At 58.0% G+C, this 21,999-nt stretch carries 22 protein-coding genes and 1 pseudogene; 9 read left to right on the forward strand and 14 right to left on the reverse strand.

Annotated features, from left to right (window positions below):
• Positions 1–130: 130 nt before the first annotated feature.
• The gene (locus tag HCU66_RS20120; protein ID WP_205890182.1) at positions 131–436 is read right to left on the reverse strand and encodes a PepSY domain-containing protein; all 306 of its coding nucleotides are present in this window, start codon (positions 434–436) and stop codon (positions 131–133) included.
• A gap of 167 nt (positions 437–603) precedes the next feature.
• Between HCU66_RS20120 and HCU66_RS20125 the strand changes: the two genes are divergently transcribed.
• Entirely contained in the window at positions 604–1,482 is an 879-nt protein-coding gene (locus HCU66_RS20125; RefSeq protein ID WP_205890184.1) for a sterol desaturase family protein, read from the forward strand.
• A gap of 1 nt (position 1,483) precedes the next feature.
• Here the strand turns inward: HCU66_RS20125 and HCU66_RS20130 are convergent, their stop codons facing one another.
• Together HCU66_RS20130 and HCU66_RS20135 are read right to left on the reverse strand one after the other, a co-directional pair.
• Complete coding sequence (locus HCU66_RS20130; protein ID WP_205890186.1) at positions 1,484–2,167, reverse strand: helix-turn-helix domain-containing protein; 684 nt, start codon at positions 2,165–2,167, stop codon at positions 1,484–1,486.
• Positions 2,168–3,295, reverse strand: a complete 1,128-nt coding sequence (locus tag HCU66_RS20135) for a glycerophosphodiester phosphodiesterase (RefSeq protein WP_205890188.1) — start codon at positions 3,293–3,295, stop codon at positions 2,168–2,170.
• 237 nt (positions 3,296–3,532) lie between these two features.
• Between HCU66_RS20135 and HCU66_RS20140 the strand changes: the two genes are divergently transcribed.
• Positions 3,533–3,865 (forward strand): DUF2025 family protein, encoded by a 333-nt coding sequence (locus tag HCU66_RS20140; protein ID WP_205890190.1) that lies wholly within the window; start codon positions 3,533–3,535, stop codon positions 3,863–3,865.
• Here HCU66_RS20140 and HCU66_RS20145 read toward each other — a convergent pair.
• Positions 3,859–4,182, reverse strand: a complete 324-nt coding sequence (locus HCU66_RS20145) for an antibiotic biosynthesis monooxygenase family protein (protein WP_205890192.1) — start codon at positions 4,180–4,182, stop codon at positions 3,859–3,861. The genes HCU66_RS20140 and HCU66_RS20145 overlap by 7 nt on opposite strands.
• A complete protein-coding gene (locus HCU66_RS20150) occupies positions 4,179–4,886 on the reverse strand; it encodes a CTP synthase C-terminal region-related (seleno)protein (protein ID WP_205890194.1) in 708 nt (235 codons plus the stop codon). Before HCU66_RS20150 ends, HCU66_RS20145 begins: the two co-directional genes overlap by 4 nt.
• Before the next feature lie 15 nt (positions 4,887–4,901).
• Between HCU66_RS20150 and HCU66_RS20155 the strand changes: the two genes are divergently transcribed.
• Complete coding sequence (locus tag HCU66_RS20155; protein WP_205890196.1) at positions 4,902–5,843, forward strand: LysR family transcriptional regulator; 942 nt, start codon at positions 4,902–4,904, stop codon at positions 5,841–5,843.
• Positions 5,844–5,849: 6 nt separating this feature from the next.
• Here HCU66_RS20155 and HCU66_RS20160 read toward each other — a convergent pair whose 3' ends face one another.
• Positions 5,850–6,395 carry a DUF1003 domain-containing protein gene (locus tag HCU66_RS20160; protein WP_205890198.1) on the reverse strand — a complete coding sequence of 182 codons (546 nt, stop codon included), beginning with the start codon at positions 6,393–6,395 and terminating at the stop codon, positions 5,850–5,852.
• 140 nt (positions 6,396–6,535) lie between these two features.
• The gene (locus HCU66_RS20165) at positions 6,536–7,144 is read right to left on the reverse strand and encodes a TetR/AcrR family transcriptional regulator (protein WP_205890200.1); all 609 of its coding nucleotides are present in this window, start codon (positions 7,142–7,144) and stop codon (positions 6,536–6,538) included.
• A 213-nt stretch (positions 7,145–7,357) separates the two neighbouring features.
• Between HCU66_RS20165 and HCU66_RS20170 the strand changes: the two genes are divergently transcribed.
• The gene (locus HCU66_RS20170) at positions 7,358–8,416 is read left to right on the forward strand and encodes an MBL fold metallo-hydrolase (RefSeq protein ID WP_205890202.1); all 1,059 of its coding nucleotides are present in this window, start codon (positions 7,358–7,360) and stop codon (positions 8,414–8,416) included.
• Between the two features lie 53 nt (positions 8,417–8,469).
• Here HCU66_RS20170 and HCU66_RS20175 read toward each other — a convergent pair whose 3' ends face one another.
• Together HCU66_RS20175 and HCU66_RS20180 are read right to left on the reverse strand one after the other, a co-directional pair.
• Positions 8,470–8,664, reverse strand: coding sequence for an XRE family transcriptional regulator (locus tag HCU66_RS20175; RefSeq protein ID WP_205890204.1), 195 nt, complete (start codon positions 8,662–8,664; stop codon positions 8,470–8,472).
• 11 nt (positions 8,665–8,675) lie between these two features.
• Positions 8,676–8,993: a helix-turn-helix domain-containing protein gene (locus HCU66_RS20180; RefSeq protein ID WP_205890206.1), complete on the reverse strand. Its 318-nt coding sequence runs from the start codon at positions 8,991–8,993 to the stop codon at positions 8,676–8,678.
• A 254-nt stretch (positions 8,994–9,247) separates the two neighbouring features.
• Here HCU66_RS20180 and bglX point away from each other — a divergent pair, with 254 nt between their 5' ends.
• Positions 9,248–11,596 (forward strand): beta-glucosidase BglX, encoded by a 2,349-nt coding sequence (gene bglX / locus HCU66_RS20185; RefSeq protein ID WP_205890207.1) that lies wholly within the window; start codon positions 9,248–9,250, stop codon positions 11,594–11,596.
• Between the two features lie 71 nt (positions 11,597–11,667).
• Here bglX and HCU66_RS20190 read toward each other — a convergent pair whose 3' ends face one another.
• Positions 11,668–12,441 carry an AraC family transcriptional regulator gene (locus tag HCU66_RS20190; RefSeq protein WP_205890209.1) on the reverse strand — a complete coding sequence of 258 codons (774 nt, stop codon included), beginning with the start codon at positions 12,439–12,441 and terminating at the stop codon, positions 11,668–11,670.
• A gap of 112 nt (positions 12,442–12,553) precedes the next feature.
• Here HCU66_RS20190 and HCU66_RS20195 point away from each other — a divergent pair, with 112 nt between their 5' ends.
• Both HCU66_RS20195 and HCU66_RS20200 read left to right on the forward strand, forming a co-directional pair.
• Complete coding sequence (locus HCU66_RS20195; RefSeq protein WP_205890210.1) at positions 12,554–13,372, forward strand: sulfite exporter TauE/SafE family protein; 819 nt, start codon at positions 12,554–12,556, stop codon at positions 13,370–13,372.
• Between the two features lie 113 nt (positions 13,373–13,485).
• Complete coding sequence (locus HCU66_RS20200; protein WP_205890212.1) at positions 13,486–14,649, forward strand: hypothetical protein; 1,164 nt, start codon at positions 13,486–13,488, stop codon at positions 14,647–14,649.
• A 7-nt stretch (positions 14,650–14,656) separates the two neighbouring features.
• On the opposite strand, the gene HCU66_RS20205 is transcribed toward HCU66_RS20200, so the two are convergent.
• Positions 14,657–15,646, reverse strand: a complete 990-nt coding sequence (locus HCU66_RS20205; RefSeq protein WP_205890215.1) for a hypothetical protein — start codon at positions 15,644–15,646, stop codon at positions 14,657–14,659.
• Positions 15,647–15,839: 193 nt separating this feature from the next.
• Positions 15,840–16,553 carry an HNH endonuclease gene (locus HCU66_RS20210; protein ID WP_205890217.1) on the reverse strand — a complete coding sequence of 238 codons (714 nt, stop codon included), beginning with the start codon at positions 16,551–16,553 and terminating at the stop codon, positions 15,840–15,842.
• 379 nt (positions 16,554–16,932) lie between these two features.
• Between HCU66_RS20210 and HCU66_RS20215 the strand changes: the two are divergent.
• Together HCU66_RS20215 and HCU66_RS20220 are read left to right on the forward strand one after the other, a co-directional pair.
• Positions 16,933–19,170 (forward strand): annotated as a pseudogene (locus HCU66_RS20215) (hemagglutinin repeat-containing protein); the annotation flags it as partial.
• Positions 19,167–20,063, forward strand: coding sequence for a PoNi-like cognate immunity protein (locus HCU66_RS20220; protein ID WP_205890219.1), 897 nt, complete (start codon positions 19,167–19,169; stop codon positions 20,061–20,063). The pseudogene HCU66_RS20215 and the gene HCU66_RS20220, both read left to right, overlap by 4 nt.
• 75 nt (positions 20,064–20,138) lie before the next feature.
• On the opposite strand, the gene HCU66_RS20225 is transcribed toward HCU66_RS20220, so the two are convergent.
• Positions 20,139–21,389: a ribonucleotide-diphosphate reductase subunit beta gene (locus HCU66_RS20225; RefSeq protein ID WP_205890220.1), complete on the reverse strand. Its 1,251-nt coding sequence runs from the start codon at positions 21,387–21,389 to the stop codon at positions 20,139–20,141.
• Positions 21,390–21,589: 200 nt separating this feature from the next.
• Positions 21,590–21,999 (reverse strand): hypothetical protein (locus HCU66_RS20230; protein ID WP_205890221.1); only part of this gene is annotated, 410 nt, incomplete at its 5' end.

Genomic DNA, 21,999 nt, shown 5'->3' on the forward strand with positions numbered 1-21,999 from the left:
CAACATGCCGAATGGTTTTGAGGGATTCTAGCGGGCTTGCGCGATTTCGTTGGTCACTTCAGCGATTAGCCTGACGCGGGATGCAAAAAAGCCGCACGACCCGACGATCGTGCGGCTTTTTGCAGTTGAATCACTTGTCTTGTTTGTCGCTCAGAACCTTGCCGGTGGTGGCATCGAAGTCCACGTCCCACTCGGTGCCGTCTGCCATGCGCAGTTCGACTTCATACTCGTAACCGTTGAAGTGGTTATCCAGGTCGGTGTCGGTAATCGTGGCGCCCGGGTGCAACTTCAGGGCGGCCTGGTTCATGTCTTCCAGGGGTTTGATCTTGCCGCTTTTGACCAACTCGGGGATCTGATCGACGCGAACGTCAGCCAGGGCCAGGCCAGCGGTGAGGGTCAGGGCAGCAGCGGTGAACAGGGCAGTTAAGGTTTTCATCGGTTCATTCCTTGGGGGATTGCTTTAAGAGGGTGAGCTGTTTAAGTGAGTTCAGATTAATCGCCGCAACTTAACTCACCCTTAAAACGCCACTTCGATTGCGTCGTTTGTTCAAGTGCCTGCCGTCGCCAGCTTCCATGCTGAACCTTCGATCAATGGAGGTGAACATGAAACTCATCGTTGCCGGGTTGTACGCGCCGCTGTTCTGGGGGGGATTCATTGGGGCAGGGTTGTGGCTGGTGGGAGTGTCGACGCTATGGCTGTTGCCGCTGTTTCTCACGGCATTGGCGGTGGCGTTCGCCGCCGAATGGGCGTTGCCCTATGAAGCCTGCTGGAACCTTTCGGCCGGTGATCGCCGGCGAGACATCCTGCATGCGCTGGTGAACGAGGCGTTGAATGCCGTGGGTCTGCTGGCATTACCGGGTTTGGTGGCGCTGTTGTCGTTCGACGGTGCATGGCCAAGGGGTTGGCCGCTGTGGCTGCAACTGGCGCTGGCGATGTTCATTGCCGACGCCGGCTTCAGCCTGATGCACTACGCCAGCCACCGCGTGCGATGGTTGTGGCGGCTGCATGCGGTGCATCACAGCGTCCAACGGCTGTACAGCTTTAATGGCTTGATGAAACATCCGTTGCATCAAGCCATTGAAGCCTCGACGGGGCTGTTGCCGTTGTTGATGCTGGGCATCCCGTCAGACGTGGCGGCGCTGCTGGCATTCGCCATCGCCATCCAGTTGCTGCTGCAACATTCCAATGTCGATATGCAGCTGGGGCACTTGCGTTGGGTGTTCGCCTGGGCGCCGGTGCATCGCTTTCATCACATGAAATATGGACGGGCGGGCGACGTGAATTTCGCCTTGTTCTTCAACCTGTGGGACTGGCTGTTGGGGACCGGTTTTTACACAACGGCTTATGAAATCCGTCAGGGCGACCTGGGCATTGGCAGCCGCCCAGACTTCCCTCGGGACTATATGGCGCAACTGTTGGATCCGTTCGGGCCGGTGTCGTTGAGCAAAGAACCCGTGGTGCCTGAGCCGTTGCGGCGTTGAATCAAGCCAGTAGACGCAGATCGATGTGGTGCAACGCTTGGCGAGCGGTCACGCCGAAGAGCTTTTTCAGGCTCCGGGAGAAGTGCGCAGAATCGGCAAACCCGGCCTCGTGCGCCGCATCGGTCACGGGGCTGCCGGCCAGAATCAGCACCATCGCCAGTCGCAATCGCCGCCACAACACCAACCTGCGCACGGGCAGGCCGAGCTGGCTGGCGAACAGTCGTTGCAATTGACTCAAGGACAGGTGCGCCTCTGCGGCCAATGCGCTGCCTGGCACCTTGGTCGTCAGCCATCTGTCGAGGGCGGACAAGGCGCGTTCGATCCGAGGATCGCCAAGGGATCGGCGCGGGCAATGGCGAACCGCGTGGTCGAGGCTTTCCAGGGACAGGGCGGCGTCGAACACGGCGTTGTGCAATGCCTGTGCGTCGAACATCAAGGGCTCGGCATAGACCGTGAACACCGCATCCGGTGAATCGACAATGCAGTGGCGGATTTGAGAGGGGATGAACAGGCGATGGGCCGTCTGGTTCACACCGTCGAGACTGACGGTGACCGGTCGATCAGGGGCCAGGATCACTTGATGGGCGTAATGGGCATGGGGCGCGGTGCGCCCCAGCTCTGCGTGGATCAGGCCATAATCACGCCCTAACCACAGGCGGCCCGTCCACTTGGTGTTTTGTGTCACTCAGTACCCGTTGTTCTGCAACAGCTGCGCAACGCTCGCCGCCGCCGGGCGCTTATAGAACTTCAGCAGTTCGCTGGCGCGGTTGGTGAAGATGCCGTCGACCCCGGCATCCGCCACTTTCTGATAATCCACGGCATCGTCGACGGTGTAGACGTGCACCAGCAGGCCCTGATCGTGGGTGTACTGGTTCATCCACGGTTTCACCAGGTCCGAATAGCTCTGATCGCCACCCTTGGTCAGTGCGGCCGAAGGGCCGGTACCGATAGCGCCCTGAGTCTTGGCATAGTCGACCCATTGCTGGAATTCGGCTTTGTCTTTCGGTTCCTGTTTGGCGTAGTAGCTCGCTTTGTCCTTGTCACCGGACTCGGCGAACGTCACTTTGGATTTCGGTTCGATGCTGCCTTCGCCCACCCACAACAGCAGGATTTTCGGCACTTGCGGCATTTCCTTCTCGAGCAGTTCGAGGCTGCTCTTCTCGAAGGTTTGCAGCACCACTTTGCCTTTGCCCTGGCCAACCGCCAGATTGCTCTTTGCCAGTTTGGAACCGGCCGGGCTCAGCCAGCCACGGTCCTGCAATTTATCCTTGAGATCGCGTTCGATGCCGGGAAACTGCTTTGGCTCTTTGGTTTCGATGTACAGGCCCGGCTTGTGCAGCGGATTGCCTTGGGCGATGTCGATGATTTCGTCCAGAGTCAGGATCTTCAGGCCCGCGTAGCCCGGACGCGCACGATCCGGGTAAGCCGTATTGAACCAGCTGCCGGCATCCAGGGTCTTGAGCTCGGCAATGGTGAATTCGTTGGCCGGGCTGTCCTTGCGCTCAGGGAATTTGCTGGCGACGTCGGTGGTGCGTTGCAGGTTGTTGTCGTGCAGGGCGAACAGCACGCCGTCCTTGCTGCGCTGCAGGTCCAGTTCCAGGTAGTCGGCACCCAGGTCGCGGGCCAGTTTGTAGGCCGCGGCGGTGGATTCCGGTGCATCGAACGACGCGCCGCGGTGGGCGATCACCGCCGGGTGCGGAATGCCCAGGCGGGTCGCCAGGGCAGTGGGGCTTGGCTCGCTGGCGGCCTGTGCCTGGCCGAGGCCGAGCAACAGACTCAGCAGCAGGGCGCTCTTGGTGAAGGTGACAGGCATGCTCGAAGTCCTTTTGCGATGGGTTTTCAAAGACGTATCTTTTAACAAGTGAGCGCCGCTCGCGCTATCGTCAGACCGACATAAACGTATTTATAGGAGATTTTTTTCTGCGCTTCTGTGCGGTGCTTTGCAGTACTCTTGGCCCCTGAAGTTTCCCCGGCAGAGGGAAACCTGCTCGCTCGCCCTGCGTGTAAACCAATGATCACCGGTCCTTTGCGACCTTTTGTGAGGTTTACCATGCGCATCACTTCCCAGCTCATTTGCCAGGCCGCCGACCAACTCAAAGGCTTCGTCGGTCTCAATCGCAAGACCGGTCACTACCTCGTGCGCTTCAGCGAAGACGCCTTCGGCATGGACGTGGCCGACGACGGCATTATTCCTGTCAGCGAGTTTGTCTGGGCGCCGGGACCGGAGCAGACCATGACCCTCAAGCGCGAACTGATCCAGTTGTTGCTGGATCAGAACATCGATGACCGGATCAACATTACCGAGCCGTTGCGGGTGTACATGAATCGGCGGGATGTGCCGCAGATTACGGCGGTGAGGAGTCTGGTGCGGGGTATTTACTGATTGAACGCGTAGGCCCGCTCAACCCTGCACACCCGCGTATGACAGGACGAATACCAGGTCGACCGCCCGCGCTCACGAATCGCGCTGTGCTCGGGATGATGCTTCCAGGCCAGGATCGCCGCTTCGCTGGCCCAATAGGACACTGTAATCCCGAGCCCATCCGCACCCCGGGCCGATTCCACGCCCAGGAAGCCGGGTTGCTCACGGGCCAGTTCCACCATGCGTTCGGCGGCCTGTTCGTAACCGTGATCGCCTTCGGTGCGCAGCGAGGTGAAAATCACCGCGTAGTAAGGTGTTGCCGGTGTCTGGGCGATCATGGTTTTTGCCTCGCACAGGCCTCGATCAACGCCCGGACCAGCGGTGGCAGAATCCCCTTGAGCGCGGCGCGTTCCGGTTGAAACAGCGTCGCGACAAAGAACGGATGATCCATTAGCTCCACCGCCCGCAGATCCCCCGCCGAATCGTGGCCAACCGCGTGCAACTGTTGCGTCAGTAGCTCCCGTTCAAACTCGGGATTCACCCCATAACGGCAGCGATATCCCTCGCGAATATCAACACTTTCGTACGCCTTGGCGATCAACGAACCTTCAACCAAATGAATGCTGTCGACGGCTTCCACCAGCGCACAGGTCAGCGGCGTGAGTAACGCCCGAGTCGCGTCAGGCGATGTCTCGCCGTGCTCGGCATCTTTCCAGCCTAGAACGTTGCGGGCGAATTCCAGTACTGCGTGCTGAAAGCCGCCACATGTGCCGAGGAACGGTCGCTGCTGTTCCCGGGCAAAGCGGATCGCCCGTAACGCGCCGTCCATATCGCGATAAGGGCTGGCGGGCACGCACCAGAAACCATCGAAGTTATCCAGCGGCGTATCGGCGCTGATGCGGTCGGTGGCCAGCCATTGAAACTGAATGTTCTGGCCTGTGTGCTCGGCGGCCATGCCGAGGGCGATGGGGATGGCTTGGTGGGCGGTGACCTGTGGGTCGTGGTCGCCGATCAGGGCGATGCGGATGGCGCTGGTTTCCATGAGTGATCTCGACGCTTGTTGATTCCTGGCACTCACTATAGATTGGCGTTCACGCAATCAATATTGGCGTTATCCCAAGTGATCAATGCATCGGTGCACTATCGACTGGATTACCCGGACCTGTCCCTGATCCTCGCCCTGGTGCGCGGCGGCTCTCTGGCCCGGGCCTCGGCGTTGTTGAAGGTCGACGTTTCGACGGTATTTCGCGCCGTCCGCCGACTGGAAGCCGCGCTGGGCCAGCAATTGTTCGAAAAGAGCCGCGCCGGTTACCTGCCGACCACCCTGGCGCAGACCCTGGCCGAACAGGCTGAGCGCGCCGAACAAGCGCTGGAGGCGGCGCGCATTGGTGTGGAACAGGGGGGTGAAGTCATCAGCGGCACCGTGCGCCTGACTTGCACCGATTCAGTCCTGCAAAGTTTGCTGTTGCCGGCGCTGACGCGGTTCATGCCGTCCTATCCGGCGCTGACCATTGAATTGTGCACTTCCAACGACTTCGCCAACCTCAGCCGCCGCGATGCCGACATCGCCTTGCGGCTGACCCGCACACCGCCCGAGCATCTGGTCGGCCGGCGTTTGGCGGACATTTCCTACCGGGTCTGTGCCAGTGCGGCTTATCTGCAATCGGTCGATTCCCACGACCTGGCCTCATTGACCTGGATCGCCCCGGACGACTTCCTGCCTGATCACCCCACCGTCGCGTGGCGGCGTCAGCAGTTACCTGGCGTGACACCCGGTTATCGCTGCAACAGCATGTTGTCGGTGACCGAGTTGGTGCGGGCGGGGTTGGGCGTCGCGGCATTGCCGGACTTCCTCATCGGTGACGAACTGCAACCGTTGACCGAGCCTTTGCACGGTTACGACACTGCACTGTGGCTACTGACCCGCCAGGACTGTCGTGCGTTGCGTTCGGTGGTGGCGTTGTTCGATGAATTGGGGCGGACGCTGAAGTTGCCTTGAGTCGGATCAAGCCTTCGGTGGTTCCTTGCCGATGAAGTGTTGGTGCATTTCCGAGGTCAGGCTTTCGATGCGCTCGGTCAGGGTCTTGGTGATTTCGGTGAGCCGGGTGTTTTGCTCCAGCAGCTCCTTCAGCTGCGCGGTGTTTCGCGCGGCCTGGGCCTGACGTTCACTGTTAGCGATGGCCAAGGCTTCGCGATGGCGCGCATCGGCGTCTGACTGGGCTTTGTCCCGCGCCGCCTGACGCGTCTGGGCCAGCAGAATCAGCGGTGCGGCGTAGGCCGCTTGCAGGCTGAACGCCAGGTTGAGCAGGATGAATGGGTACACATCGAATTGGGTTACGCCGGACAGGTTCAGGCCAATCCAGACCATCACAATCAGGGTCTGGGCGCCGAGAAAAGTCGGTGTGCCGAAGAACCGCGCAAAGGCCTCGGCGCGCAGGGCAAAGCGGTCGGTTCCGAAAGTCGGTGCGAGGTGAGCGTGAGCGCGATGGAAGCGCAGGTGATCGATGGGGCCGGTGGGTTCGGTTTCGATTTCGCTGGTTGGAGTGCTCATGATGCTCTCTGAAGGCTGCAGGGACTGAGGCTCACTATAGCTCCGGCGCCAGTTTCATTCTGAAACACATTGCCGTGTTCTTTTTCAGAGCAACCGGTCAGCGATAGAACGGCGGACATTGTCATTTTTTGCAGCGCGATTCAGAACTCATAACACGCCAGGAACATGTCCAGCGCCGACTCCATCACGGTGTGCTGCGTCTCGGGCGACAGGCCCGGTTGACCCATGGAGATCTGTGGCCAGAACGCAAAGGCCTTGAGCAATCCCTGCATCTGTTGCGCGGCAAACTCAGGCGCGACCGGTTTCAAACGGCCATCGGTCTGGGCGGCGCGAATCCACACGGTCAGGCTTTCTTCACGCTCACCCATGCGGGCGATTATGTTTTGCGCACGCTCGGGAGAATGAATGGCGGCGGCGATCGCCACCCGTGCCAGGTCGAGAAAATTGTCATCGGCCAGTATCTGCAGCTTCGCCAGCAATATCAGCCGCAACTGATCGCGCAGGGGCAGGTCAGGGCGGTAGGCCGTTTCCTGTTCGGCCGTCACCCGTGCCCATAACTGATTGAGGATCTCGGCGAACAATTCTTCCTTGCTCGGGAAATGGTTGTACACAGTGCGCTTCGACACGCCGGCGGTGGCGGCGATCTTGTCCATGCTGGTGATGTCGAAACCGTGGGTACGGAATTCGGCAATCGCTGCCTGGATGATGGCTTCGCGTTTTCGGTCGGTGAGGCGCTGTGGAGCTGTCATAAGTACGCTTCGGCAGAGAGAGATGGAGAATTACACTTGGCAGTTTACTTGTGATCGGCTTTGATGCAACCTAGAAACTACACTGTGCAGTGTAATGTTTTGTTAATCCTGTCCAGTGAAAAAGAATCTCCGGCTGATGCGTGCGTGCTTTGGCCATTTATCCTCCCAAGCGGAAAATCGTGAATTGTGCGGTTTTTCTGGAGTCATTCAGTCATGGCCACTTCAACTTCCCCAGCGAATAACGCCTCAACGCCTGTAGCGTCTCGACAGGCTCAAGGGCAGTACCGAAACCATGCGTCGGTGCAGCGCGAAGGCTTTCGCAAAACCTTGCGCATCCTGTGGAACCTCATTTTCCATAAACCGCGCGACACCCGGCCGTCGGCCCCTGTTCCGGTGCAAACCCTGACCCAGGCAGCGTTGATCGCCGCGCCCAACCACAGCGCCTATCGCCTCGGCCATTCCACGGTTTTGCTGAAGTTGCGAGACAAATTCTGGATCACCGACCCGGTCTTCGCCGAACGCGCCTCGCCGGTGCAATGGGCCGGCCCCAAGCGTTTCCACCAGCCGCCCATCAGCCTCGAAGACCTGCCGCCGATTGAAGCGGTGATCCTGTCCCACGATCACTACGACCACCTCGATCATCAAGCCGTCCTCAAGCTGGCGGACAAGACGCGATACTTCCTCACACCGCTGGGCGTGGGCGACACCCTGATCAAGTGGGGCATCGATGCCAGTAAAATACGGCAACTGGATTGGTGGGAGGGTACCGAGGTCGATGGCCTTCAATTCGTGGCCACACCTTCGCAGCACTTTTCCGGTCGTGGCCTGTTCGACGGCAACAGCACCCTTTGGGCGTCGTGGGTGATGATCGATGGCGATACGCGAATCTTCTTCAGCGGTGACAGCGGCTACTTCGATGGCTTCAAACGTATTGGCGAACAGTATGGCCCGTTCAACCTGACGCTCATGGAAACCGGCGCCTACAACGTCGAGTGGCCTCACGTTCACATGCAGCCCGAGCAAACCCTGCAAGCGCACATAGACCTTAAAGGGCGCTGGTTGCTGCCGATCCACAACGGCACCTTCGACCTGTCGATGCACGCCTGGTACGAACCCTTCGACCGTATTCTGGCATTGGCCTGGGAGCGGAGCGTGTCGATCACCACGCCGCAGATGGGCGAGGCGTTCAATGTGATGTATCCGCAGCGTGGCAGTGCGTGGTGGTTGGGGGTGGAAGGCGTAAACGATCAGGTGGCGGCTCAGAACGCTTGATGATGTGCGACCGGGCCGCTTGCCGTGCAAGCGGCCCGGGTTTACCAACCGATCTATCTGCGTTCGTCCACTGGCAGGTTGAGATACTCCGAGATCTTTGCCACGGTCAAATCGTGCAATCTTCCTTGGAGTATCTCGTTCAGTTCCTCCTCAGACAATCCGAGCCTTTGCGCAGCCTCAGCCTGACTCAGATGACCGGTTTGGAGGAGCATGCCTATCTTCATGACGTGTTCGGCTTTGGCCTGCATCTGCTGAAACCTCACTCAACCATCGCATAATCTGCCCGCCCCACCGGATCCGGCGTTGCCCCTTTCACATTCATCCCTCTGCCCGGTGCAAACCCCGGGAAGAACACCAGACCTTGCGACTCAAACCGATACGCCAACGCCAGTCGCGTGACATCCAGCACATCACGCCCAGCTTCGAATCGCTGAATGGCGTCAACGGAAACCCCGGATTCCTCGGACAACTCTTCCACACTCCAGCCCAGCATCGCTCGGGCCTGGGCGCAGTGGGCGGGGGTGAACTGGAAGAGGGCGATACGTTCCAGGGTGATTTTCATTGCAAGAGAGGCCATGGTTTTCTCCGGGGTTCGAGCGTGGCGATTCAAAAAAATACTGTGTTTTTGTACAGTTGTTTTTCGCCCGGATCAAACTCATTTTTTGATCGATTCTCTTTTTTCGCTCAGACAGGGGCGTTGGACCGACTACGCTATCTCTAGGCGGTTTCCTGAACGCTCCAAATGATTGAACGTCAGCTTTCTGATCTTCAATGCAGGAAAGGTGGCGTTTCAAAAGCAGTGCGCCACAGCGTTATGCGGGGAAGGGAATCATGAAAAGACTACGTCTGCTATGTGCCCTGATCAGCTTTACAACTCTGCCTGTCCTGGCCAATACGGCATCGCCAAACAAAGATGCCTTTGTCACCAACCTCATCAATCAGATGACCCTCGACGAAAAAATCGGCCAACTGCGGCTGATCGCTATCGATGAAAACATGACTCCCGAAAGGATTCGCCAGGAGATTACTGCCGGGCGCATCGGAGGGACGTATGGCTCTGTAAGCCGTTACGTAAACCGCCCCATGCAGGATGCAGCTCAACAGAGCCGCCTGAAAATACCGATGTTTTTCGGTTGGGACGTGATACACGGTCATCGAACCATTTTTCCCATCGGCCTGGCCTTGGCCTCCAGCTGGGATATGGACGCCATCGAGTTGGCCGGTCGAACGGCGGCGAAAGAAGCCAGTGCGGACGGTATCGATATGACCTTTGCACCGATGATCGATGTCGCCCGTGATCCTCGCTGGGGGCGAACGTCCGAAGGCTTCGGTGAAGACACCTATCTGGTTTCGCGGATTGCCAGAGTGATGGTCCAGGCCTACCAGGGCCAAAACCTGAACGCCGCCGACAGCATCATGTCCAGCGCCAAACACTTTGCGTTGTATGGGGCTGTCGAGGGGGGGCGCGACTACAACGGCGTCGACATGGGCCTGGCCCGGATGTACCAGGACTATCTGCCACCTTATCGTTCGGCGATCGAGGGTGGCGCTGGAGCCGTCATGGCGGCGCTTAACTCGATAAATGGTGTGCCGGCAGCGGCCAATACATGGTTGATGCAAGACCTGCTTCGCAAAGCGTGGGGCTTCAAGGGACTGGTCATCAGCGACCATAACGGGGTAACCGATCTGGTTCAGCATGGTGTTGCGAGGGATCCTCGCGAAGCGGCCAGGCTCGCCATCAGGGCCGGCATTGATATGAGCATGAACGACTCCTCCTATGGCCCGGAGTTACCGGGGCTGCTTGAGTCTGGCGCTGTTTCCCAGAACGATATTGATAACGCGGTGCGGGAAGTCCTGGGTGCCAAGTACGACATGGGGCTGTTCGAAGACCCTTACCGGCGCCTCGGCGCTGCCAGTGAAAGTGCTGCTGATAACAACGCCGAAAATCGTCTGCACAGAGCGCAGGCCCGTGAAGTGGCACGCAAGACACTGGTGTTATTGAAGAATGAAAACGGGCTCTTGCCGCTGAAAAAGGAAGGCACGATTGCGCTCATCGGCCCGTTGGCAAAAAGTGCCGTAGACATCATGGGCAGTTGGTCGGCAAGCGGTGTGCCCGCGCAATCGGTGACGATCTACGACGGGCTGAAAAGCGCGATGAAGCAGGGCTCGCTGATCTATGCCCGAGGAGCCAATCTCGAGGAGGATCAGGAGGTTGTTAAATACCTGGAGTACCAGGGAGTGTCCGAAATCGCCAACGACCCTCGCCCGGCAGCAGAGATGATTGACGAAGCCGTCAAGGCTGCACAGCAAGCCGATGTTGTGATTGCCGTGGTGGGCGAGCCCCGTAGCATGTCCCATGAAGCGGCCAGTCGAACCAGCCTCGATCTGCCTGGGCGCCAGAGTGAATTGATCACCGCCCTGAAAGCTACCGGCAAGCCGCTGGTACTGGTATTGATGAACGGCCGGCCGCTTTCCATCGGCAAAGAGCAGAAACAGGCCGATGCGATCCTGGAGACCTGGTACAGCGGCTCCGAGGGAGGCAACGCCATTGCCGATGTATTGTTCGGTGACTACAACCCGTCCGGCAAATTACCCATCACCTTTCCACGTTCCGTGGGGCAGATCCCCAATTACTACAGCCATCTGAACACCGGCCGCCCGTACCTGCCGGGTGCGCTTCGCAACTACACGTCGCAATATTTCGATCAATCCCATGGGCCGCTTTACCCCTTCGGCTATGGGCTGAGCTATACCGATTTCAGCCTGACCGACATGTCCCTGTCTTCGACCACACTGAACAAGACCGACAACCTCGTCGCCAGCGTCATGGTGAAAAATACCGGCCAGCGTGACGGCGAAACAGTGGTTCAGCTGTATATCCGCGATGTCGTTGGCTCCGTCGCCCGTCCGGTCAAAGAACTGAAAAACTTTCAAAAAATCATGCTCAAGGCCGGCGAGGAGAAAGCAGTCCACTTCAGCATTGATGAGAACGACTTGAAGTTCTTCAACGCCCAATTGGAATACACCGCCGAGCCTGGCGAGTTCCGGGTGCAAATCGGCCTGAATTCCCAGGATGTGAAGGAGCAGAGTTTTGAGTTGCTGTCAGAACAAGGCAGTCAAGACAATCACGCGCCTAGTGCAGAACCTGTAGGAGCGAGGCTTGCCCGCGAAGAACGATGACGCGTAATACCTGAAAAGCCGCGGTGCATTCTTCGCGGGCAAGCCTCGCTCCTACAGGCGCGCGATAAGCTTTAGTGGTCATTCGCCCCCTCCAACCAAACGGACGGGGCCTGCCCCAGCACACGACGAAACATGGTCGAAAATGCAGCCGGGCTGTCGTAGCCAAAATCCAGGGCAATCCGCGTCACCGGCGTGCCCACTGCCAGCCGCGCCAAGGCCAGCACCACACAGGCCCGCTGTCGCCATTGGCTGAAACTCAGCCCGGTTTGTTGGCGGAACAGGCGATTGAAAGTACGCAGGCTGATATGCAACTGATCGGCCCATTGTTGTGGCGATTGATGAGCGTTCGGTTGCTGGAGAAACGTCTGACACAACCCGAGCAGACGCGAATCCATGGGCAACGGAATGTGCAACGGCAAATGAGTGCTACGAGCCAGCTCATGCAGCAACAAGTCGATCAGAGCACCGTCACGCCCGGTCTCGTCGTACTCCAGCGCAACCTCCACCGCCTCCATCAGCAAATGCCGCATCAACGGCGAAACGCTGATCACCTGGCAGCGGTTTCCCAGATCAACCGCCCCCGGTTCGATATACACGCTGCGGGTACTCACCCCCAGCATCAACACCTCATGCGCCACCCCCGGCGGAATCCATACCGCACGTTGCGGCGGCACCACCCAATTGCCGTCGTGCGTACTCACCTGCATCACCCCGGTGGCGCCGTACAACAACTGCGCCCGTCGGTGGGTATGGCGCGGCAACCGATGACCGTCGGAGTAATCCGTGCCGATGGCCACCACCGGTCGTGGCGTGTCGTCCAGCAGATCAATCGAAACATTGCGCATCGAGCGGCACCCAAGGGTTGGCGTAAACGCAAACATTATTGGCTGACTTGCTGAAGCAGGCCAAGCCCCGTCGCTCTATCGTCGACCACTCTCAACCTACGGACGATGCGCGATGTTCTTCTACCTCTTGCTGGCACTCTTCGGCTGCATGACCGGCGTTACCGCGGTGCTGTTCGGCTTCGGCGGCGGCTTCGTCGTCGTGCCCTTGCTGTACCGCATGCTCACCACCAGCCACGGCACCGACGACCCCATCAGCCAATCGGCGATGCACATCGCCGTGGCTACCTCGACCTGCGTGATGATCGTCAATGCCCTGATCGCCACCAGAAAGCATCACCACGCCGGTCATCTCATTCGTCATTATCTGTGGCCGTTGGGTGGGTTCATCGGCCTCGGCGCGATTGTCGGAGCCGTTGCCGCGATGTGGGCGAGTGGTGAGCTGATCCGGTTCGCCTTCATCGTTTACCTGGGCGTGACCATTCTGGATTGTTTGTTCAGACGCGGTTTTCTTACGCAGTCTGACGCTGTCATCCCACGGATGTTGGATAGGGCAGAAGTATCTGGCGGCGGTGTGGGAATTGGTGCTATCGCCACGTTTCTTGGTGTGGGCGGTAGCGTCATGACCGTGCCGTTGCTTCGGCGTTGTGGGCTGAGCATGTCTCAGGCGACGTCCATGGCTAATCCGTTGAGCTTGTCTGTGGCGTTGGCCGGGACGCTGACTTACATGGCGATGGCGGGATTTTCCGAGTTTGATCTGGGGACGTGGTTTGTGGGTTATGTGGATGTGCTGGCGTTTGTGGTGCTGACGGTTGGGTCGCTGATGGGGATTCGGTTGGCCACGCCGTGGATTGGGCGGATACCGGATCGGGTGCATGCGCGGGTTTATGTTGGTTTGCTGGTGTTGGTGTTGCTCAGCCTGATGCAGAAGTAAGGTGCAATGAAGCTCGATTCCCCCCGCGCAACCTCGCCATAATCTATCCTCATTCAACCTGCGCCGCATTCAATCTGTCCGGCGCTGTTTCCAGCTCATTCAGGGATCGATCAATGCTCAAAGGATTGTTACGCCTGGCGCCAGTCGCGCTGTTACTCATGTTGTGTTCCACGGCTCATGCCGAAGCCGGGAGACGGGTGTTCACCGGCACGCTGGGCAAGATGCCAATCGTGCTGGAGGTGAGTACTGCTAGCGCTGAAAACATAAGTGGTCGCTATTTCTATGAGAAGTACCGCAAGGACTTGGTGCTCAGCGGCAAGAAGGAAGGGGCGATGCTAGTTCTCGACGAGGGAGAGCAGCGTTATGGAGAGAAAGCACCTCGGCCTCAAATTCATCTGAACATCGAGCCCAAAAGATTTTGGGGGGATTGGAGCAACGACGAAGGAAAAACTCTGAAGATTGAATTGGTGGAAGCCAAACTGCCGGCAATGCCTGCCGGTACTCTGCCTTACCTCGCCAGACTCCATGAAACTGATCCGTACGAATATCTGCGCCTTCAAGGCATGACGCTCAAACCAGGAAAGACAGAAGCGTTCAATGGCTACTCACTGCAATGGTGGAGCGAGCCGCAAACAAAGACGACGCTGTTTGAAGTCATTTCGGGCTACACCACCGAAGAGCGTCAACGTATCAATCAACAGTTGATGGGGCGCTTGTGGCAGGAAGTGGTGGGCTATTACGGATGTCTCGCCGGCGGTGGTGTGAACTTCTACCACCAAACGATCAAACCGTTGTTGATGACGCCTTCGGTCATCAGTGTGAACATCGGTACGGAGTACAGCTGTGGCGGCCCTTATCCGGATCAGAACGATGTACCGCTTAACCTCGATGCCAAGACCGGCAAACCCCTGGAGCTTGAAGATGTTCTTTGGGTAGGGGAGGGAAAACCGCTGCATTACGAAGAACTCTACGGTGAAAGCGATCAGTCACCTGACACGTTCACCGCGTTTTCCGCGTACCGCTCCAACGAGTTCGCGCCCTGGCTGGTGGCGCAGCTCAGTAAACTTTATCCGGATCAAATGACCAGCGATGAGGATTGTGCCTACAGTGACGAAGATCCGTGGCGTTTCCTGTCTTGGCACTTCACCGAAAAAGGTATCAAGCTAGAACCTTCATTTCCCCATGTAGCCGCTTCTTGTGGGCATGTTGAATGGAGCGTCCTGCCTTACAGCCTCATCAAGCAACACCCCGGTGGCGTAGCGCTGCAACTGCCCTGAGGTTGGGTTACTTACCCGCCAACCCCGGCGCTTCCCGAATAATGAAGTGATCCAGGTTCTCAATATTGGCACTGAACACCCCGAACGTCTGTTCGGGGTTTTTCTTGCTCGGCACCTGCTTCAACTCCGGCGTCACGCCATAAAAGAAGCAAAACAACTCGGCATCACTGTCGATGGCGTGCTTGATCTCTTCCAGGAACGCTTTGCGCTTGCGGTAGTTGTCGATCAGCTTTTTGCTCAAATAAACGTTGACCAAGTAAGGCTTCTTCTTCGCCTCGTCCGGTTGCTTGAACCAGACCTTCTGTTCGAAATCGATGCGAAAACTCTGGGTGTAATCCTTGATCTCCTTGATCTTGCCCCAGTAAATCAACCCCTTGTTGTCCTGCAGATACTCGATCTTCTTAAAGAACGACCCATAAGGTGCCGTGTGCTCGCCAATCTTCAGCGGCATGCGCTTGAGCAGCTCCTTGTCCTCGAAGTTCGACACAAAACACTCCACCGGATGGGCGAAGACACTGGTCTTGTCCGGCGCCGACTCCCGGCTCGGCTGCTCGACGTCGCTGGCCGCTGAAGGGGGTTTCGGATCGTCCCGCATCACACCCGCCGCCATCACCGGGTTCGACGGCTTACGCACATACTCACGCCGAGCCAGCAACAACTCCGACGGGAAATGCTCCTCCCGACTGTCATCCGATTCCGCACCATCCACCTCCAGGCCCGACGCCGGCGTCTTCAGACTGACATAAGGACAACCCTCGACATGCCGCGTGCTGGGCATGTTCTTGAAGTGCGGCGTGCGCACGTAATTCACATTCTTGGCGTTGAACGTCCCCAACACGTTGGTCGCATCAAACGCCAAACGGCAGGCATCGTTGGGGCACTGGAAATGCTCCTTGGCGGAATCGAACTCCATCGTCTCGTCGAAATTCAAATCGCGCACGTCATAGATCGACAGCTTGTCGTCGAGGCTGAGGCAGTAGGCGAGGTCGAATTTCATGGCGGGCTCGGGTCCTTGAGTGGGGAAAGGTATTAATAGCGGGAGGCGGGGTGGGTTGCACTGACTGTTTTCAGCGCGGCGCAAAACCTGTGGCAACAATCCAAACCTGTGGGAACGGGCTTGCCCGCGATTCTCAAAAACACCGCAGCGATCAAGTCCATCGCTCCCTCGCCACGGACAGCATTCAATCTGGTTACTCGGGAATTAGCCGAGCGACCCGCTTATAGAGTAACGCTGTGAACTCAGTTTTCTCGTCGGAATGGTGGCAGCTCCGATGACAGTTCGGACACAACGCTACAGCGTTGGTGATGCGGTCTGAACCTTTCTCGGCGAGTGGCTTTACGTGGTGAACCTCCAGAAAAGGCAAACCAAGTTTTTGAAATGGAGCGGGCTCGCCACAACCTTCGCAATGGCCTTCGGCTTCATTTCGAACCCAGGCTCTGACTTCTGGATCACGAACATATACCGCGCTTGAGCTTGATGCTCGCTTCGGTTTCAGAATGCCCTTCGGCGGTTCCTTTATCTTTTGCTTCTGAAGCGCAACCGTGCGGCGTTCTAGCGTTTCTTCGTCGGCTGTCGGAGCGGAGGGGTCACCAGGCTGAATGCCCCTTTCAGTTAGTGCAGCTCGAATTAACTGTTCAACATTCGAACCAACGTTTTTGGCAGGTTTGTATCCCTTGATAGGATTCCGATCCATCGTCACCAGAACTCTAGAAATGTTCTGCATTCGGAATTCGACCGAGCCTTTGGTGCGGGTCGACAAGGCCGACTCACGCAGTACGCGATTTTCATGTGCCTTGTTGAATTTTTGGCCGTTTAGCTCTAGCTCAAGCATCTTCAGATAGGCATCAACCGCCGCCGTAATCTCAGAAACGCTCCAGTCGCTGTCTTTCTTCTTTTCGCTCATACAATCGCCGAGGGTTGAAAACCCTCGGACGATACTGAGTGGCCATTACACCTGTCTACGAAAAATCCTACAGAAAAGACCGACGCATCGCTCAACCGATCCTACAAAGACACCGTCGCTCTAACCCACCGAATGCTTCGATGACTGAAATACCTGCACAACCTTCCGCCACTAAGGCTTAACCATCGGCACCCGCCGTTGTGTATTTTTGCACCCTAGCTCTCACCTCCAGATCACGCGCATAAGCAGCATGTAGGACATATCCCAAAACCCCGTAAGCCTTTTTTGATTCCCCTATAACATGATCTACAACAGCCCAAAATAAAGGGCTATCCATGCCCATACTCAAATAAAGGACGTATCCGTGAAGCTGGAACGTGCCAGCGGCAGCTTCGGCGCAACCGATATCGACTCCGACTATGCCAGCGTTACCGAACAGTCAGGCATCAAGGCCGGGGACGATGGCTTCGACATCCGCGTGGGTGGCAACACCGACCTGATCGGCGGGGTCATCGCCAGCAGCGACAAGGCCGTGCAGGACGGCAAAAATCGTCTGGTCTCCGCCAGCCTCACCAGCCGTGACATCAAAAACAAAGCCGAGTACGACGCCAGCACCGTCAGCCTCGGCGGCGGCTACCGGGAAGTCGGCAAGGACCAGCAAGGCACCGCCCAGAGCGGCGCCGCGCAAACCCCAGGCACCGACCTGCCGAAGAATGAAAATGACATCGGCGCCACTATGCCGATTGCCATCAGCGCCAGCGATAACGCCAGCAGCGTCACCCGCAGCGGCATCAGTGGCGGCACCATCGTCATTACCAACGACGCCGAGCAACAAAAGCGCACCGGCCAGAGCGCCGAACAAACCATCGCCAGCCTCAACCGCGACGTTTCCAGCGACCGCGACACCAGCAACGCGCTCAAGCCGATTTTCGACGAAGACGAGATCCGTGCCGGTTTCGAGATTGTGGGGGCGTTCGCCAACGAAGCCAGCACCTTGCTCGCCAACAAGGCCAAGGAAGTCGACCTCAAACGCCAACAGGCCAGCGATGCGCAAGCAAAGGCCCTCGACTCCAACGCCCAATTGACCGACACCGAACGCCTGGCGTTACTCAACAGCGCCCAGCAGCTGAACGCAGAAGCCCGCGGCATCGCCGACAACTGGGGAGCGGGCGGCACCTACCGCCAGATCACTACCGCATTGGTGGGTGCCGCCAGCGGCAACATCAGTGGCAGCAACAGCGCGTTCGTTCAGGGGCTGGTGGTCAATTACGTGCAACAGAAGGGCGCCAGCTACATCGGCGACCTGGTGGCGGACGGCAAACTCACCGAAGGCTCACCCCTGCACGCAGCCCTGCACGGCATCGTCGCCTGCGCGGGAGCTGCGGCCAGCAGTCAGAGCTGTGGCAGCGGTGCAGCGGGCGCGGCGGCGTCGAGCTTGCTCACCGGCTTGTTCTCCGAAGCCAGCCCCAACGAAAGCGAAGCACAGCGCGAAGCCAAGCGTAACCTGATCATCAGTTTGGTCACCGGGCTTGCCTCCACCAGCACCTCACTGGATGCCGCCACCGCCAACAGTGCGGCAGGCGCAGCGGTGGACAACAACTGGCTGGCGACCCAGCAACTGGTCCAGGCCGACAAAGAATACACAGAGGCCGTCGGTCCGGCGGCCAAACTGCAAGTGATCGCCAAATGGGCCTTCATCAATCAAAAACAAGACGTACTGACTCGCTTCGGCGTGGGCAAAGGCTTGGTGCAGGCGGGTTGGAGCGACGTCGAGGGCCTAGCGCAATTCCTCCTGCATCCTGTTGACGGGCTCAACGGCCTCAAAGCCTTGGTCAACGATCCCGAGGCCCGCAAGCAGTTCGGCGACGGCGTAGTCAATGAACTCAACGCCAAAATCGACCGCGTCAAAGACGCCCTGGAAAAGGGCGGCGACGACCGCGCCGTGCAACTGGGCCAGGATTTGGGTGAACTCGTCTGGCAAGTCGGCAGCATCGCCACGGGCGTTGGTGGGGCGGCCAAGGGTGGGGTTGCCTTGGCGAAGACCGGGATCAAGGTGGGGGCGGAAGGGCTTGAGGCAATGGCCGGTCTGGCCAAGTTCGAGAAGCTGGTGGCCCATGGTGGGCAGTTCAACCCTAACGGCATCCCCCTGATGGATTTTCGGGCCTTGACCAACGCGCAAAAAAGCATCGTGGGCGATGTCATGGGCGGCGAGAAGATCAAGGCACTGGTGCCGGGCGCCGAGAAAATTGGTCGGGCTCCGGATATTGGGCAAACCGGTATTGATGACTTGTACAAGGTTAACAAGCCGGGTATTGATTACCTGATTGTGGAGTACAAGTTTGGTTCGTCTGCGTTGAAGCCGACCAAGGATGGTTTGCAGATGAGTGATAACTGGCTACAGGGGACTGTCACAAATTATGATCGCATCCGGGAGTCGGTCAATGGCAACCGGAAGGTGGCTGACAGCATCAACGATGCATTACGGACCGGCCGGGTTGAAAAGTGGTTGGTTCATACGGATCCCTTCGGAAACGTCACCGTAGGTGTTCTGGATAAAAGTGGGAAGTTTATGGCCGATCCGGTTGCAGCATCCAAGTTGTTGAGGGGTATTAAATGATTCGGGCGCCACTGGGGGATTCCCGCTATTGGTCGGAATGGGTGGAGTATGGTGATGAACGTATCGTCAAAGCGTTCGAAACCGCGCGTACACCTGCTGGCGATCCCGACTACGCACCACAGTACGCCTTTATCATCGCCCAGAACCACTGGCACCAGATGCTAAGTCGCTATTCTGCAGGATGCCCCATTGCCGACCTGCCGCGTTATTTCCCTGGGCTACTCGATGCCTGGGAAGAGGCTGAGCGTCTCGGCGCGTCAGTCTGGACCCCGAAGCAGCAATTCACCCGCCACAGCTGGCGCGTCAACTACGATCATTACATCGTCTGCTTCTGGCTGATCGGCTTGGGGCTGGCGTTGGAGATTCCGGATGATCAATGGCAACGGTTGTTGGCGCTGATCGGCAACGAAGGCGAGGACGTGCTGCTTGACCGCGTCATCGCCAGTCGCAGCCCAGAGCGCAAGATAGGCTCCGTGCTGCTTTATCCAAAGCCCTATGGTCGATTACTGAAGGCGGTGGACGCTCCAGTGGATTCGCAGCCGTCAATGTTGAGTGCCTTCGTGACGCATTGGTACAAGGAAGTGCGCACCGGTGCCAAGTCCGGTTCTGAGCCGCAAGTCGTCAATTACAGGCATCCCTATTGGTACACCTACGGCGACGAGAACTTCGAAGGCGGCGCGTATTTCGGTCGCTGGTGCGTGGAAGCCGTGGCGGCAGTCAAAGCATTCGATATGGATGATTCACAGTGCCTGGGGCTTGAGCATTATCCGGGAGATTTATTGAGGCCCAACGGCCCGAGTACGCACCCGGTGAGGCAGGAAGCGGAACCGCCTGCAACGGTGGCTGTGGAGAGTAAGGTCGGTTTTTGGGTAAGGTTGTGGGGCCGTCGATAGCTTTCGGAAGTATTCGATAGATAAAAAAAGACCGCCTTTCGGCGGTCTTTTCAAGAGAGCTCGGTTCAGCGGGAATCAATCCCAGCTCAAGGCCCCACCCGTCTGATACTCAATAACCCGAGTTTCGAAGAAGTTTTTCTCTTTCTTCAAGTCCATGATTTCGCTCATCCATGGGAACGGGTTAGTGGTGCCTGGGTATTCTTCTTTCAGACCGATCTGCGACAGGCGACGGTTGGCGATGAACTTCAGGTAGTCCTCCATCATCGCCGCATTCATGCCCAACACGCCGCGAGGCATGGTGTCCCGCGCGTATTCGATCTCGAGCTGAGTGCCCTGCAGAATCATCTGCGAAGCTTCTTCCTTCATCTCGGCATCCCACAAGTGCGGGTTTTCGATTTTGATCTGGTTGATCACGTCGATGCCGAAGTTCAGGTGCATGGATTCGTCGCGCAGGATGTACTGGAACTGCTCGGCGACGCCGGTCATTTTGTTGCGGCGGCCCATGGAGAGGATTTGGGTGAAGCCGCAGTAGAAGAAGATGCCTTCCAGAACGCAGTAGTAGGCGATCAGGTTGCGCAGCAGTTCTTTGTCGGTTTCGACGGTGCCGGTTTCGAACTTCGGATCGGAGATCGAACGGGTGTATTTCAGGCCCCAGGTGGCTTTTTTCGCGACCGATGGGATCTCGTGGTACATGTTGAAGATCTCGCCTTCATCCATGGCCAGCGATTCGATGCAGTACTGGTAGGCGTGGGTGTGGATCGCCTCTTCGAAGGCCTGGCGCAGGATGTACTGGCGGCATTCCGGGTTGGTGATCAGGCGGTACACGGCCAGGACCAGGTTGTTGGCAACCAGGGAGTCGGCGGTGGAGAAGAAGCCGAGGTTGCGCATCACGATGCGGCGCTCGTCGTCGGTCAGGCCTTCCGGGTTTTTCCAGAGGGCGATGTCGGCGGTCATGTTGACTTCTTGCGGCATCCAGTGGTTTGCGCAGCCGTCCAGGTACTTCTGCCATGCCCAGTCGTATTTGAATGGCACGAGCTGGTTGAGGTCGGCGCGGCAGTTGATCATGCGCTTTTCATCGACAGCAACACGGGCAGAGGCGCCTTCCAGTTCGGCGAGGCCTTCGGCGACGTCGAGGGAATCCAGGGCAGCCTTGGCGCGGGCGATCGCGGCGGAGTCCGTCGCGGTTACGGCGCGGGCCTCTTGAGCGGCGGCACCACCGGCGCTGTCGAGGCGGTCCATGTTGGCTTCAGAAGCGCGGCCGGCGTTGGCGCCTTTTACAGCGACTTCGCCGTCATCTTCTTTGTCGAATTCGTCCCAGCTCAGCATGACGTGTCGTCTCCTGCGTGAGGGCCAGTTGCCCGTGTGAAAATTGATAGGTTGATTTTTCACACGGCCGTTTCTGGCCGCGTTGGATCTAAAGGAAATCGTTTGTTGCAGCGGTACAACGCAGGCAATAAACAGAATTTTGTACGGGTATTCCGAAGCCGCTGATGGGCGCAGAAAGCGTGAACCGCTCTGCGTGGGCTTCAGACTGGCTTTTCACCCCTGTAAGGGAATATTGCAGGCCCGTTTAAGTCCGCATTATAAGGAAATTTTCGGCCCCGTGGTGCGGCGAAATGGCACTCGGAGCGCTCGGCGGGGGGCGTTTTCAGGTTGGAGCGAGGGTTTACAGGGCTTTGGCGGAGGAAGTTTTTTTTTTGTCTTTTTTGGCTGGTTTTTGACGGTGAAGGCTGGGTGTTTGCGTTGATGTGGTCTGTTGTTGTGTTGCAAGCCAGGTGGGGCGGGGCTTTCAGGGGAGGGGGAGCGTTTTTGTGGGCGGGATTGTGTGCAGTTTTTGGCTGAAAATGTTCTTGAAACGTGTTGCTCAAAAAACAACCAAAAACGGCGTTTTTTACTATATGTAGTGGTTTTGGTCGATTTTTGACCACTTCAGACA

Origin of the sequence: Pseudomonas frederiksbergensis, from assembly GCF_017114915.1 — a bacterium.
In the GTDB taxonomy this organism is placed as follows: Bacteria; Pseudomonadota; Gammaproteobacteria; order Pseudomonadales; family Pseudomonadaceae; genus Aquipseudomonas; species Aquipseudomonas frederiksbergensis_I.

Coding starts and splice junctions, on each gene's coding strand:
- HCU66_RS20140 (WP_205890190.1), top strand. CDS start 3,533: ATGCGCATCACTTCCCAGCTCATTTGCCAGGCCGCCGACCAACTCAAA.
- HCU66_RS20165 (WP_205890200.1), bottom strand. CDS start 7,144: ATGACAGCTCCACAGCGCCTCACCGACCGAAAACGCGAAGCCATCATC.
- HCU66_RS20120 (WP_205890182.1), bottom strand. CDS start 436: ATGAAAACCTTAACTGCCCTGTTCACCGCTGCTGCCCTGACCCTCACC.
- HCU66_RS20225 (WP_205890220.1), bottom strand. CDS start 21,389: ATGCTGAGCTGGGACGAATTCGACAAAGAAGATGACGGCGAAGTCGCT.
- HCU66_RS20125 (WP_205890184.1), top strand. CDS start 604: ATGAAACTCATCGTTGCCGGGTTGTACGCGCCGCTGTTCTGGGGGGGA.
- bglX (WP_205890207.1), top strand. CDS start 9,248: ATGAAAAGACTACGTCTGCTATGTGCCCTGATCAGCTTTACAACTCTG.
- HCU66_RS20150 (WP_205890194.1), bottom strand. CDS start 4,886: ATGGAAACCAGCGCCATCCGCATCGCCCTGATCGGCGACCACGACCCA.
- HCU66_RS20200 (WP_205890212.1), top strand. CDS start 13,486: ATGCTCAAAGGATTGTTACGCCTGGCGCCAGTCGCGCTGTTACTCATG.
- HCU66_RS20170 (WP_205890202.1), top strand. CDS start 7,358: ATGGCCACTTCAACTTCCCCAGCGAATAACGCCTCAACGCCTGTAGCG.
- HCU66_RS20220 (WP_205890219.1), top strand. CDS start 19,167: ATGATTCGGGCGCCACTGGGGGATTCCCGCTATTGGTCGGAATGGGTG.
- HCU66_RS20180 (WP_205890206.1), bottom strand. CDS start 8,993: ATGGCCTCTCTTGCAATGAAAATCACCCTGGAACGTATCGCCCTCTTC.
- HCU66_RS20175 (WP_205890204.1), bottom strand. CDS start 8,664: ATGCAGGCCAAAGCCGAACACGTCATGAAGATAGGCATGCTCCTCCAA.
- HCU66_RS20160 (WP_205890198.1), bottom strand. CDS start 6,395: ATGAGCACTCCAACCAGCGAAATCGAAACCGAACCCACCGGCCCCATC.
- HCU66_RS20190 (WP_205890209.1), bottom strand. CDS start 12,441: ATGCGCAATGTTTCGATTGATCTGCTGGACGACACGCCACGACCGGTG.
- HCU66_RS20210 (WP_205890217.1), bottom strand. CDS start 16,553: ATGAGCGAAAAGAAGAAAGACAGCGACTGGAGCGTTTCTGAGATTACG.
- HCU66_RS20135 (WP_205890188.1), bottom strand. CDS start 3,295: ATGCCTGTCACCTTCACCAAGAGCGCCCTGCTGCTGAGTCTGTTGCTC.
- HCU66_RS20145 (WP_205890192.1), bottom strand. CDS start 4,182: ATGATCGCCCAGACACCGGCAACACCTTACTACGCGGTGATTTTCACC.
- HCU66_RS20195 (WP_205890210.1), top strand. CDS start 12,554: ATGTTCTTCTACCTCTTGCTGGCACTCTTCGGCTGCATGACCGGCGTT.
- HCU66_RS20205 (WP_205890215.1), bottom strand. CDS start 15,646: ATGAAATTCGACCTCGCCTACTGCCTCAGCCTCGACGACAAGCTGTCG.